This is a genomic window from Intestinimonas timonensis (assembly GCF_900626145.1).
Taxonomy (GTDB): domain Bacteria; phylum Bacillota; class Clostridia; order Oscillospirales; family Oscillospiraceae; genus Intestinimonas; species Intestinimonas aquisgranensis.
In genome coordinates, this window is the sequence record NZ_LR130817.1 from 1415482 (window position 1) to 1428759 (window position 13278).

General features: G+C 63.2%; 8 protein-coding genes. All 8 read right to left on the reverse strand.

The annotated features are described in order from the left end of the window. Positions 1–99: 99 nt before the first annotated feature. Complete coding sequence (gene arcC, locus E0E29_RS13730) at positions 100–1041, reverse strand: carbamate kinase (RefSeq protein ID WP_130850316.1); 942 nt, start codon at positions 1039–1041, stop codon at positions 100–102. Positions 1042–1351: 310 nt separating this feature from the next. After that, positions 1352–2551, reverse strand: coding sequence for a knotted carbamoyltransferase YgeW (gene ygeW / locus E0E29_RS13735; protein WP_130850317.1), 1200 nt, complete (start codon positions 2549–2551; stop codon positions 1352–1354). Positions 2552–2614: 63 nt separating this feature from the next. After that, positions 2615–4027 (reverse strand): YgeY family selenium metabolism-linked hydrolase, encoded by a 1413-nt coding sequence (locus E0E29_RS13740; RefSeq protein WP_130850318.1) that lies wholly within the window; start codon positions 4025–4027, stop codon positions 2615–2617. Positions 4028–4082: 55 nt separating this feature from the next. Then, complete coding sequence (gene dpaL / locus E0E29_RS13745; RefSeq protein ID WP_130850319.1) at positions 4083–5318, reverse strand: diaminopropionate ammonia-lyase; 1236 nt, start codon at positions 5316–5318, stop codon at positions 4083–4085. A 227-nt stretch (positions 5319–5545) separates the two neighbouring features. Continuing rightward, on the reverse strand, positions 5546–8131 hold the full coding sequence (gene xdh / locus E0E29_RS13750) for a selenium-dependent xanthine dehydrogenase (protein WP_130850320.1): 2586 nt from the start codon (positions 8129–8131) through the stop codon (positions 5546–5548). Between the two features lie 27 nt (positions 8132–8158). Beyond that, entirely contained in the window at positions 8159–8815 is a 657-nt protein-coding gene (locus tag E0E29_RS13755; RefSeq protein ID WP_242622509.1) for a YczE/YyaS/YitT family protein, read from the reverse strand. Positions 8816–8832: 17 nt separating this feature from the next. Further along, positions 8833–11826 (reverse strand): putative selenate reductase subunit YgfK, encoded by a 2994-nt coding sequence (ygfK, locus tag E0E29_RS13760; protein ID WP_130850322.1) that lies wholly within the window; start codon positions 11824–11826, stop codon positions 8833–8835. 39 nt (positions 11827–11865) lie between these two features. Then, on the reverse strand, positions 11866–13206 hold the full coding sequence (gene ssnA / locus E0E29_RS13765) for a putative aminohydrolase SsnA (protein WP_130850323.1): 1341 nt from the start codon (positions 13204–13206) through the stop codon (positions 11866–11868). Positions 13207–13278 lie beyond the last annotated feature (72 nt).

Sequence of the window (13278 nt, forward strand, 5' to 3'; positions counted from 1 at the left end):
TACATTTTAATGGAAAGGCTCAGCCGGGTCAACCCCATGAAACAGTTCAGCCGCCGGTCAAAGGGGAGATTTCCCCTTTGACCGGCGGCTTTTCTGCTGTTACTGCTGGATGAGGGTACCCGTCTTGCCCTCGATGCCGTCCTTGGCCTTCTCCAGGAGGGTGATGAGAGCGGTACGGCCCTCCTTGGACTGGGCAAACTGGACAGCAGCCTGGACCTTGGGCAGCATGGAGCCGGGAGCGAACTCCCCGTCGTCCATGTACTTCTCGGCCTGGGCCGGGGTCAGGGTGGAGAGCCACTGCACGTCGGGCTTGCCGAAGTGGATGGCCACCTTCTCCACGGCGGTGAGGATGATGAGGCAGTCGGCGTCCAGCTGCTGGGCCAGGGTGCAGGCGGCGAAGTCCTTGTCGATGACGGCGGCCGCGCCCTTCAGGTGGTGACCCTCCGTCTTGAAGACGGGGATACCGCCGCCGCCGCAGGCCACCACCACCAGGCCGGCCTCAACCATATCCCGGATGGACTGGATCTCCACGATGGACACGGGCTTGGGAGAAGCCACCACACGGCGGTAGCCCCGTCCGGCGTCCTCGATGACGTCGTAGCCGCGCTCGGCCACCATCTTGTCGGCCTCTTCCTTGGTCATGAAGGCGCCGATGGGCTTGGTGGGGTGGGAGAAGGCGGGATCGTTGGGGTCCACCTCCACCTGGGTGAGGACGGTGGCCACGCCCTTGACGATGCCCCGGTCCAGCAGCTCCTCCCGGAGGGCGTTCTGGAGGTCATAGCCGATGTAGCCCTGGCTCATGGCCACGCACACCGACAGGGGGCAGGGGATGTACTTCTCGGGATCGGAGCGGGTGAGCTCCGTCATGGCCTTCTGGATCATGCCCACCTGAGGGCCGTTGCCGTGAGCAATGACCACCTCATGGCCCTCCTGGATGAGGTCAGCAATGGCCTTGGCCGTCTGCTTCACGGCGATCATCTGCTCGGGGAGATTGTCGCCCAGAGCATTGCCGCCCAGGGCGATGACGATACGTTTACCCATGATATTGCACCTCGTTTTTTCAAACCTGTTGGGATTTGGGGCGGCAATGCGCGCCGCGCCTTTTGGCTCGCTCAAGCGGTCTGCCTCGGGCAGGCCCTTGGCGCAGGCGGAATTCACTTCCGCCGAGCATGAGAAGTCTTTTTTGGGGCTCCAGAACAGCAAAGCTGTCCTCGGAAAAAATAGTAGGACCCACCCGCACAGAAAGTTCAGTTCCATCAGGCGGGTGGGTCCACGGGGTCAGGAGGGTCAGAAATGGATGGGTGGAATCAGGCGGACGGGTGGGAAGGGACCCGCCGCCAGGAAAGCAATCTTACTTCTGGAACCAGCGGGCGATCCCACGCTCCTCCAGGGCCTTCAGGGTAGCCTGGGGATCCTTCACCTTGGCCAGGAAGATCATGGCGGCGATGATGTAGGGCTTGAAGGAAGCCTCCTTGTAGAGGGGATCACGGTAGCGGTCGAACACAGAGGCCTCGACCTCGCCGTCCTTGCAGGAGACGTCGTTGATATCGGCGGGCAGGCAGTGCATGTAGAGGGCCTTGCCGTCCTTGGTGGTCTTCATGAGCTCCTCGGTGCAGCACCAATCCTTGTGCTCGGCGTTCTGAGCCAGCAGCTCCTTCTCCAGAGCCTTGATGCCGTCGGTGTCGCCCTCAGCGTACAGGTTGGTGCGCTTCTCCATGGCGGCGAAGGGAGCCCAGCTCTTGGGATACACGATGTCGGCGTCCTTGAAGGCCTCAGCCATGCTGTTGGTCTTGGTGAAGGTACCGCCGGACTTCTCGGCGTTCTTCTTGGCGACCGCCTCCACCTCGGGCATGACCTCGTAGCCCTCGGGATGGGCCAGGACCACGTCCATGCCGAAGCGGGTCATCAGGCCGATGACGCCCTGGGGCACGGAGAGGGGCTTGCCGTAGGAGGGAGAGTAGGCCCAGGTCATGGCCACCTTCTTGCCCTTCAGGTTCTCCACACCGCCGAACTCATGGATGATGTGCAGCATGTCGGCCATGCACTGGGTGGGGTGGTCGATGTCGCACTGCAGGTTCACCAGGGTGGGCTTCTGCTCCAGCACGCCGTCCTTGTTGCCGGCGGTGACAGCGTCCACCACCTCGTGCATGTACTTGTTGCCCTTGCCGATGTACATGTCATCACGGATACCGATGACGTCGGCCATGAAGGAGATCATGTTGGCGGTCTCACGGACGGTTTCGCCGTGGGCGATCTGGCTCTTGCCCTCGTCCAGGTCCTGGACTTCCAGGCCCAGCAGGTTGCAGGCGGAGGCGAAGGAGAACCGGGTACGGGTGGAGTTGTCGCGGAACAGGGAGATGCCCAGGCCGGACTCGAAGATCTTGGTGGAGATGTTGTTCTCACGCATGTAGCGCAGGGCGTCGGCCACGGTGAAGACGGCCTCGATCTCGTCGTCGGTCTTCTCCCAGGTCAGGAAGAAGTCACCGTTGTACATGTCCTTGAAGTTGAGCTTGTTGAGCTTGTCAATATAAGCCTGCAGCTTGGCGTCCATCTGGATCGTCTCCTTTTCAAATTCAAAAATATGTTTTGTGGTTAAAAAACGGGGAAGCGCTCCTCACTTGATGTCATTATTGGTCTTGCCGGCGCGGAACTGGGTCACGTCGTCGGTCTTGTTCTCCTCCTTGTAGAGGCCGGGCACGGCGGCATACAGGGCGGCGCAGCGGACCAGGTCGTCCTTCCAGGTGATCTCGTTGGGGGCGTGAGCCTGGCTCTCGGCACCGGGGCCGAAGCCCACGCAGGGGATGCCGTAGCGGCCCTGGATAGCAACACCGTTGGTGGAGAAGGTCCACTTGTCGGTGAGGGGGCGGCCCTCACGCAGATGCATGGCGTCCCGCTTGATGTCGGCGTCGGTGTAGCCCAGGCGCTTGTCGCCGAAGAGGGCGTGGTGGGCGTCCACCAGAGCCTGGACGTGGGCGGCGGACTCCTTGTTGATCCAGGTGGGGAAGTAGGCCTCGGTCTCGTACACCTCGCCGGTCCAGGAGGGACGGTCGTACATGTACATGGAGACCTTTACGTCGTCGCCGTACTTCTTTACGCTGGGCAGGTCCCGGATCTCCTGGAGGCAGGAATCCCAGGTCTCACCGGCGGTCATGCGGCGATCGATGGAGATGGAGCAGGAATCAGCCACAGCGCAGCGGCTGGGAGAGGTGTAGAAGATCTGGCTAGTGGTGCAGGTGCCGCGGCCCAGGAAACGGGCGTCCTCGTAGTGCTCGGGGTTGTACTTGGGATTGAGCATCTTCACGAGGCCCTTGATCTCGGTGGTGTCGGCGTCGTCGTTCTCGTTAAGGGCGCGGACCTCCTGGAGGATGTCGGCCATCTTGTAAATGGCGTTGTCGCCGCGCTCGGGGGCGGAGCCGTGGCAGGAGACACCCTTCACATCCACGCGGATCTCCATACGGCCGCGGTGGCCGCGGTAGATGCCGCCGTCGGTGGGCTCAGTGGAGATGACGAACTCCACCTGCTCCTTCTTGATGCCGTTGGCGGGGAAGAACTTGTTGACGATGTACTGCCAGCACATGCCGTCGCAGTCCTCCTCCTGCACGGAGCCCACGACCATGATCTTGTAGCCGGCGGGGATAAGGCCCAGATCCTTCATGATCTTGGCACCGTAAGTAGCGGAGGCCATGCCGCCCTCCTGGTCGGAACCGCCGCGGCCGAAGATCACGGCGTCGTCCTCATAGCCCTTGTAGGGGTCGGCCTCCCAGTTGTTGATGTTGCCGATGCCCACAGTGTCGATGTGGGAGTCGATGGCGATGATCTTATCGCCCTCGCCCATCCATCCGATGACGTTGCCCAGGCCGTCGACCTCAACCTTGTCGTAGCCCAGCTTCTCCATCTCGGTCTTGATGCAGGCCACGACTTCCTTCTCCTCACAGCTCTCGCTGGGGTGGGAGATCATGTCCCGGAGAAAACGGGTCATGTCGGCGCGGTAGTCCTCGGCGGCTTTCTTGATCTGCTCAAAATCCATGTCAGTGCCCTCCATTATCAGTCATTTGATCCGTTCATCAAAACATGCTCTTAACTTAGTAGGCGTGCTGGGGGGAGTCGGTGGTGGGATACTCGCCGTCCCAAATCACTCGGCGGAACTTCAGCGGGTCGGTGTTGCCCTCGGTGGAGAACATGAGCACCTGACTGAAGCGGTTCAGCTCCAGCTTCTCCCGGAGCTCCTTGTAGGTGTCGTCACACATGATGGCGTCCAGGCAGCCCATGCCCACAGCGCCGGACTCGCCGGAGATGACCACGGGGTCGCCCTTCACGGGCACGCCCAGCATCCGCATGCCCTTGGCGCTCACCCAGTCGGGGCAGGAGACAAAGGCGCTCACGTGGTTGCGGAGGATGTCCCAGGAGAGGGTGTTGGGCTCGCCGCAGGCCAGACCGGCCATGATGGTCTGGAGGTCGCCGGTAACAATGCGGGGCTTGCCGTCCCCGGCCACAGCGCCCTGGTAGAGGCAGTCGGCGGCACGGGCCTCCATGACCACGAACTTGGGGGGATCGTTGGGATAGAGGTTGGTGAAGTAACCCACCACGGCGCCGGCCAGAGAACCCACGCCGGCCTGCACGAACACATGGGTGGGCCGGTTCACGCCGATCTGCCGGAGCTGGTCGGCGGCCTCATTGGCCATGGTGCCGTAGCCCTGCATGATCCAGGAGGGGATCTCCTCATAGCCGTCCCACGCGGTGTCCTGGACGATGACGCCGTGCTCGGTCTGCTCTGCCTCAGCGGCCGCCATGCGGACGCAGTCATCGTAGTTGACCTCCTCGATGGTGACCTGGGCGCCCTCTTTGGCGATGTTGTCATACCGGGACTGGCTAGAGCCCTTGGGCATGTGTACAACAGCCTTCTGGCCCAGCTTGTTGGCGGCCCACGCCACACCCCGGCCGTGGTTGCCGTCGGTGGCGGTGAAGAAGGTGGCCTGGCCAAACTCCTTGCGGAAGGCATCGCTGGTCAGGTAATCATAAGTCATCTCGGAGACGTCCCGGCCCATCTCGCCGGCAATGTACCGGGCCATGGCGAAGGAGCCGCCCAGCACCTTAAAGGCGTTGAGACCGAACCGGTAGGACTCATCCTTCACATAGACCCCGCCCAGCCCCAGGTACTTGGCCATGCCGTCCAGCCGGGCCAGAGGGGTGATGGAGTACTGGGGGAAACTGCTGTGGAAAAACCGCGCCTTGGCCACATTGCTCAGCGCCATGATGGACAGCTCTTTGTCCTCGCTCTTGGGCATGTGGTTCTCTGTCCACTTGATGGGGTCTTTCATCCCGTTTTCGCCTCCAAAATGTTTTAAAGCTTTCCATACTTTTTGTCTGATTCTGAGTACATCATACCACGTATCCAGACAATGTCAAGGGGTGAAAACAAAATATTTTTCAAGTTTCCTGAAAATTTGTTAGGTCACCTTTCAAGCCCTTGGAAAGTCAGGTTTTTGGCCCGCTGAACCGGAGTAAAAACACCCCCGCTGCGCCGGGGCGGAGCGGGGGTGTCGGGTCACTTTTTCGACGGCTTATAGAAGGTGTTCTCCATAGGCAGTTTGGTGCGCAGCACATGGTCCATGGCGTAGTAGGCTCCCTGCACGGCGGGGGCGGTGGGAATGGTGGCGATCTCACCGATGCCCTTGGCGCCATAGGCGAAGGGGAGGAGCTCCTCCTTCTCCACATAGATGGCGTGGATGTCGGGGATCTGATGGGCGCGCATGAGACCCAGAGTTCCGAACTTGGCCTGGGGGACGCAGTCCTTTAGGGGGAAGTCCTCGGTGAGGGCGTAGCCCAGGCCCATGAGGACGCCGCCCTCGATCTGGCCCTGGATGGAGGTGGGATTGACCACCTTGCCCGAGTCATGGGCGGCCCAGACCTCTTTGACCTTGCCGTCATCGTCCAGGATGACCACGTGGGTGGCGAAGCCGTAGGCCACGTGGCTCTTGGGGTTGGGCTTGTCGGAGCCCAGCTTGTCGGTGGGGTCGAAGAACTCGGCAAAGTACTCCTTCCCTTCCAGGGCGCGGAGGTCTCCCCCGGCGGCGTCCAGGTCCTTCTTTAGGTCAGCAGCGGCCATGCGCACGGCCTCGCCGGTGAGGAGGGTCTGGCGGGAACCGGAGGTAGTGCCGGAGTCAGGGGCCACCTCGGAGTTGGCACCCATGTTGCGCATCTGCTCCCGGCCCAGGCCCAGGGTCTCACCCAGCACCTGGAGGAACACGGTGGCACAGCCCTGGCCGATGTCTGAGGCAGCGGAGTAGAGCTCCACCACCCCGTCCTTCACCACCAGCTTGCACCGGCCCTTGTCGGGGAGGCCCACACCCACGCCGGTGTTCTTCATGGCGCAGGCAATGCCCGCCCGGCCGGGATGGGCGTCATAGGCCTCCTTGACGGCCAGCAGGGTCTCCTTCAGGGCGGTGGAGCAGTCGGCGATCTGGCCGTTGGGCAGCGCCTTCCCCGGCTCAATGGCGTTGCGGTAGCGGATCTCCCAGGGGGAGATGCCCACCTTCTCGGCCAGCAGGTTGATGTTGGACTCCAGGGCGAACTCGCTCTGGCACACGCCGAAGCCACGGAAGGCACCGGCGGGCGGATTGTTGGTGTAGTAGCCATAGCCCCGGATGTCGGTGTTCTGGTAGCAGTAGGGACCCACCGAGTGGGTGCAGGCCCGCTCCAGCACCGGGCCGCACAGGGAGGCGTAGGCGCCGGTGTCGAAATAGATCTCGCAGTCCAGGCCGGTGAAGATGCCGTTCTCGTCGCAGCCCAGAGTGAAGGTACCCTCCATATAGTGGCGCTTTGGGTGGAAGTTGATGGACTCCTGCCGGGAGAACTTCACCTTCACGGGCCGGTTCACCTTCAGGGCCGCCAGCACGGCGATATGCTGGGCGGACACATCCTCCTTGCCGCCGAAGCCGCCGCCCACCAGCTTGTTCTCCACCACGATGCGGTCCGGGTCCCAGCCCAGCATGATGGAGATCTCCTTCCGGGTGTCGTAGACGCCCTGGTCGGAGGTGTACACCTTCACGCCGTCCTTGTAGGGGAAGGCCAGGGCGCACTCCGGCTCCAGGAAGGCGTGCTCGGTGAAGGGGGTGCAGTAGCTCTGGGTGACCACGTACTTGGACTTGGCCAGGGCGGCCTTGGCGTCGCCCCGGGTCACGTGCCGGGACTGGCACAGATTGCCGTTGGGGTGGAGCTTTGGGGCATTCTCGGCCATGGCCTCGTGGATGTTCCGCACCGGCTCCAGGGGCTCGTAGTCGATCTTGACCAGCTTCTTGGCCTCTTTGAGGATCTCCTCGGTCTCGGCCACCACCAGGCAGATGGCGTCGCCCACGCAGCGGGTGACGTCCCCCTTGGCGATCATCACGTCCCAGTCCTGCTGGATGTGGCCCACCTTGTTGTTAGGCACATCGTCGGCGGTGAGGACGGCCAGCACGCCGGGCAGGGCCAGGGCGGCGCTGGCGTCGATGTCCAGCACCCGGGCACGGGGATACTGGGAGCGGACGGCGGAGGCGTGGACCATACCCTCCATGTGGACGTCGTCCACGTACTCGCCCTTGCCCAGAACCTTGTCCCGGACGTCGGTGCGGAAGGCCCGGTCGCCCACGCCGTAGGTGTCGCCCTTCTCCAGCTCGGGGTCGACGGACGCCTCCCCCCGGAGGATGGCTCCGGCCAGGGTGATGCCCTCGATGATCTTCTTGTAGCCGGTGCAGCGGCACACGTTGCCCCGGATGGCCTGCTTGATCTGCTCCTCAGTGGGGTCGGGGACCTGGTCCAGCAGGGCCTTGCCCGAGAGGACCATGCCGGGGATGCAGAAACCGCACTGGACGGCGCCCACCTTACCGAAGGCATAGACGAAGGCCTCCTGCTCGGCCTCGGTGAGGCCCTCCACAGTGAGGATATTCTTCCCCACCGCCTTCTTGGTGGTGAGGATGCAGGAGCGCACCGCCTTGCCGTCCACGATGATGGTGCAGGTGCCGCAGGCACCTTCGCTGCACCCGTCCTTCACCGAGGTGAGACCCAGGTCATCCCGAAGGTAGCGCAGGAGGGGCTTTTCCTCCTCTGTCTCCCGCAGGACGCCGTTGACCGTAAAGCTATATGTCTCAGCCATGATAGTTTCCTCCTGTCGCAGGGTGGTTCATTGGACGGCCCCGCCGCCCGCCCGCCGGGCAGCAGAGCGCTTGATGCAGCGGGAATAGAGCTTTACCAGCTGGCCCACCGCCAGGGCGGACACCAGGGTGCCGATGCCCACGCCGTTGAGCCGGCCGAAGGTAATGAAAGCGATGACCGACGCGATGGCGGTGAGGGTGCAAACGAAGGCCACCTTCACGTTGCCGAACTCCCAGCCGCCCTTGGCGGCCAGGGTCTTGACGATACCCTCGCCGGGCAGGATGGTCACGTTGGCCAGCACCTCCAGGGTGATGCCCAGGGCCATGATGGGGCAGCCCAGGACGAGGTAGAGCACTTTGAGAGAAATGGGGCCGTTTAGCTGGGTGGGGATGACGGCCAGCCACAGGTCGATACACAGGCTGAACACAAAGGTGGCCGGGATCTGAAGCCACTGCATCCAGCCGAACCGCCGGGTCAGGATCACATCCACCGCCAGGAAAAACATGTTGCAGGCGAAGGTGTAGAGCCCGGCGGAGACGCCGGTGGACAGGTAGAGCACAAAGGACACGCTGGAGAGGGGCGATGTGCCCAGAGCCGAGCGTGAGAGAAAGGCGATCCCCATCGCGCAGATCAATACACCCATCAGAAAGATCCCATACCGTTTGAGGGTCGCCTTCTCCTGCATTTCCCATTCCTCTTTTCTTATTTCACCAGATAGCTGTAGTCGCTCCGCACCGTCTGGATGAGGACCCGGATGTCCTCGGGCAGGCCGCAGCCGGCGTCGGCGGTGTCGTACTCCGCCGTCTGGCCGTCCAGACGGACCAGGCTCTTGCTGCCCTCCAGGGGCAGGAAGCCCTCGTTCTCACTGTTGTCAAAATCCTCTTTGCTCCAGAAGAGGGTGAATTTGTCCTTGTAGGGCCGGCTGTCGTAGGGGCAGAAGGTGCCGCAGTTGCCGCACTCGTTGCACATGCCGTCCACGTGGACGATCTGCCGCTGCCGCTTGCCGGGCACCGCCACGGTCACGTTCGACCGGTTGGGACAGACGTCGGCGCACACCTCGCACACCGTGGGGCAGCCCAGGCAGCGGGTGTCGGCACAGGTGTCGCAGTCGGCGCACAGGTCGCCCTTTTTGCTCAACGGTTTGTTATAGTCTGCATTGATATTCCGCTGGGTATACTTATCAAGTTCCAATTCCACAATGGCCTGGGCGGCCTTGGCGGCGTCGGCGATGGCCTCCACCACGGTGGCAGGGCCTCTCCGGGCGTCGCCCACGGCGTAGACACCCTCCACACCGGTAGCCATGGCCTCGTCCACCACGGGGCGTTCCTTCTTGTCCAGGGCTACGCCGCTATTGGTGAAGGGGGCCTCCTCCACGTGCTCGCCTACGGCGGTGATGACGGCGGTGGCGGGGATCTGAGTGGTCTTGCCGGTGTCCACAGGAGAGCGGCGGCCAGAGGCATCGGGGGCGCCCAGCTCCATGACGGAGCAGGTGAGGACGCCGTCCTTCACGCCCACGGGGGCCAGCAGCTCCATGAACTCCACGCCGTCAGCGATGGCCAGGGCCAGCTCCTCCTCGTCGGCGGGCATGTACCGCTTGGTGCGGCGGTAGACCAGCCGGACGTGCTCCACGCCGGGGATGCGCTTGGCGGCCCGGGCGGCGTCCATGGCGGTGTTGCCGCCGCCGATGACCACCACGTCGGTGCCCAGCTTCAGGCTCTCGGGACTCTTCTTGGCCTGCTCCAGGAAGGAGATGACGTTGACCTCCTCGCCGTAGTCCAGGCCGGCGGCGCCGGGCTTCCAGGCGCCGGTGGCAAAGATGACATGGGTGAAGCCCTTGGCCTTGAGCTCCTCGGCAGACTTCACGTCCACGCCCAGCTCGAACTTGGCGCCGTAGGCCTTGCAGAGGGCCACATCCTTGTCGATGGCCTCCTTGCCGACACGGAACTCGGGGATGACGTGGCGGACGATGCCGCCCAGGTCGTCCTTGCGCTCAAAGACGGTGACGTCCACCCCGGCACGGGAGAGGAAGAAGGCGGCGGAGAGACCGGCGGGGCCGCCGCCCACCACGGCCACCTTTTTGCCTGCCACGGGGGCCTCGGCCTTCAGGGTGGGCAGCAGGGCATCGTAGCCGCCCTGGGCGGCCTGGAGCTTCACGTTCCGGATGCGGACGGACTCCTCATAGTAGTTGCGCATACACTTGTCGGCGCAGTGGTGGGGGCAGATAGTGCCGGTGATGAAGGGCAGGGCGTTGCGGCGGGTGATGATCTCCAGGGCCTCTTGGTACTTGCCCTGGCTGGTGGCCATCAGGTAGGCGGGGATGTCCTGCTCGATGGGGCAGCCGTTGCGGCAGGGGGCGGAGAAGCAGTCGATGAGGGGGACCTTCTTGTTCATCTTCCGCTGGGGCAGGGGCTTGATGGGCTTGCGGTAGAGCTCGGTCTTCTCCACACCGTCGGCCAGGGCGGCCACGGCGGAGACGTCGATACCGGCGAAGGGGGCGCTGCCGCAGTCCATGAGGAGCTCGCCCATCTGGCTCATGCGCTGGTAGCCGCCGGGCTTGAGGATGGTGGTGGCCATGGTGATGGGCCAGATGCCGGCGTTAAAGAGGTCCTTGATGTTGTGGAGGTCGGCGCCGCCGGAGTAGGAGATGCGCAGCTTGCCGTCAAACTCCTCGGCCACCTTCCGGGCCAGGGAGATGGTCAGGGGGAAGAGGGACCGGCCGGACATATACATCTCCTGGCTGGGCAGCTCCCCGGCGGCCACGTCCACGGGGAAGGTGTTGGTGAGCTTCACGCCGAACTCCAGGCCGCGCTCGGCGCACAGGGCCATCAGGCGGCGGAACATGGGCACGGCGTCGGCCCACTGGAGGTCCTCCAGGAAGTGGCGGTCGTCAAAGACGATGTAGTCAAAGCCCAGGGAGTCCAGCCGCTGCCAGGCGAACTCGTAGCCCAGGAGGGTGGGGTTGCACTTGACGTAGGTGTTGAGACCCTTCTCGGTGATGAGGTAGGTGGCGATGCGCTCGATCTCGTCGGGGGGGCAGCCGTGGAGGGTGGACTCGGTGATGGAGGCGGAGACCTTGGGGCTGACAGCCTTCACGTAGGCCTCGTCCACCTTCTGGAACTTGCCCAGGTTGGCCAGGGCCCAGTCCATGCACTCGCTCCACACAGCGGAGCCGGAGGCGTCCTTCATGCCCTCGATGTATTTGTCCACCTTTTCGCTCTTGATGCCGGCCAGGTCGTAGCCCACCGACATGTTGAACACGAAGCCGTCGGGATCGCCCAGGCCCAGCTCCTTGGAGAGGAGCTTGCAGGCGAACCAGGCCTTCACATACTCGTCGTAGGCCTGGGGCACGGTGAGCTCGGTGGACCACTCGCAGTTATAGCACTCGTCACCGGCGGTGATACAGGGCTTGGCCACACACTTGGAAAGCTCCTCGCCGTCCATGATCTGCACCGTCTTGAGCTCGAAGAACCGGGCGCCGGCGGCGTAGGAGGCGATGATGTTCTGGGCCAGCTGGGTGTTGGGGCCGGCGGCGGGGCCGTAGGGGGACTCGATCTTCTCGGCAAAGATGGGCAGGGCCTGGCCGTTTTCGTGGCGGACCAGCTTGCTCACACCGAAGATGCTGCCGCGCTCCTGGTACTCGGTGAGGACCCAGTCCATCAGCTGGGCAAAGGGAATGGGGCGCATGATATCACTCATAGGAATGACCTCCAACAATTATTTCAGGGCTCCGGCCTTTTAATAGGTCCGGTGGTTCAGCTCGCCCCACAGCTTCTTGCTCTGCTCTATGGTCCAGGCGTTGATCTTCTCTTCATCGATGCCGACAAACTCACGATCCTGGTAGAGGACCTTGCCGTTGATGATGGTGGTGCGGCAGTTCTTGCCCATCATACCGAAGAGCATGTGGCCGTCGATGTTCTCCTCCGAGAAGGGGGTGAAGGGCTTGTAGTCCATGACGATGACGTCGGCGGCGGCGCCGGGCTTCAGGATGCCCAGGGGCTTCTCAAAGTACTTGGCGGCGATGGCGGCGTTGTTCTTGAAGAGCATATCCATGCACTCGCACCAGGCCACGTTGGGCAGGGCGGCGTTGTGACGCTGGATGATGAGGAAGACCTTCAGGCTCTCCAGCATGTCGTGGGTGTAGGCGTCGGTGCCCATGCCCACGGTGATGCCCTTCTGGAACATCTGGAGGACAGGAGAGCAGCCCACGGCGTTTCCCATGTTGGACTCGGGGTTGTTGACCACCATGGTCCCCGTCTCTTTAATAATGTCCATCTCGGCGGGAGAGATGTGGATGCAGTGGCCCAGCAGGGTCTTGTCACCCAAGATGCCGTTGTAGAGGAGGCGGTTCACCGGGCGGCAGCCGTAATTCCGGAGGGAGTCGTAGACGTCGTTCATACCCTCGGCCACGTGGATGTGGAAGCCGGTCATGCCGTTGTTGGCCTCCACCATCTTCTCAAAGGCCTTGTCCGAGATGGTGAAGAGGGCGTGACCGCCGAACATGGCCTTGATCATGTCGTCATTGGCGTCCTTGGCCCACTTGGCAAAGTCGGCGTTCTCCTGAATGGACTGGAGGGTCTTCTCCTCCCCGTCCCGCTCGCTGACCTCGTAGCACAGGCAGGCGCGCATGCCCAGCTCCTGGCACACGTCCTTGATGGCGAAGAGGGAGCCGGGGATCTCGCAGAAGGAGGCGTGGTGGTCGAAGATGGTGGTGACGCCGTCCCGGATGCAGTCCAGCACGGTGGCGTAGGCGCTGGCGCGGGTGCCGTCCAGGGTCAGGTGGCGGTCGATGTTCCACCAGGTCCCCTCCAGCACCTCCAGGAAGTTGGTGGGATTGTTGCCCTCGATGGCCAGGCCGCGGGCCAGGCCGGAGTAGATGTGGGTGTGGGCGTTGATGAGGCCGGGCATGATGACACCGCCCTTGGCGTCCACAAACTGGGCGTCGGGGTACTTGGCCTTCAGGTCGGCCAGGGTACCCACTTCCTTGATGACCTCTCCCTCCACCGCCACGGCGCCGTCCGCCAGGTAGGGCAGGGCGGGATCTCTGGTGATGAGCCTTCCGTTTCCGATCAGAAGCATGTGCCTCTCCTCCTATCCGATTTCCGGGTCTTTCCCCCGGTTAACATTTTCCATTTAAAACAAAAGGTGCCC

Coding starts and splice junctions, on each gene's coding strand:
- arcC (WP_130850316.1), bottom strand. CDS start 1,041: ATGGGTAAACGTATCGTCATCGCCCTGGGCGGCAATGCTCTGGGCGAC.
- ygeW (WP_130850317.1), bottom strand. CDS start 2,551: ATGGACGCCAAGCTGCAGGCTTATATTGACAAGCTCAACAAGCTCAAC.
- E0E29_RS13740 (WP_130850318.1), bottom strand. CDS start 4,027: ATGGATTTTGAGCAGATCAAGAAAGCCGCCGAGGACTACCGCGCCGAC.
- dpaL (WP_130850319.1), bottom strand. CDS start 5,318: ATGAAAGACCCCATCAAGTGGACAGAGAACCACATGCCCAAGAGCGAG.
- xdh (WP_130850320.1), bottom strand. CDS start 8,131: ATGGCTGAGACATATAGCTTTACGGTCAACGGCGTCCTGCGGGAGACA.
- E0E29_RS13755 (WP_242622509.1), bottom strand. CDS start 8,815: ATGCAGGAGAAGGCGACCCTCAAACGGTATGGGATCTTTCTGATGGGT.
- ygfK (WP_130850322.1), bottom strand. CDS start 11,826: ATGAGTGATATCATGCGCCCCATTCCCTTTGCCCAGCTGATGGACTGG.
- ssnA (WP_130850323.1), bottom strand. CDS start 13,206: ATGCTTCTGATCGGAAACGGAAGGCTCATCACCAGAGATCCCGCCCTG.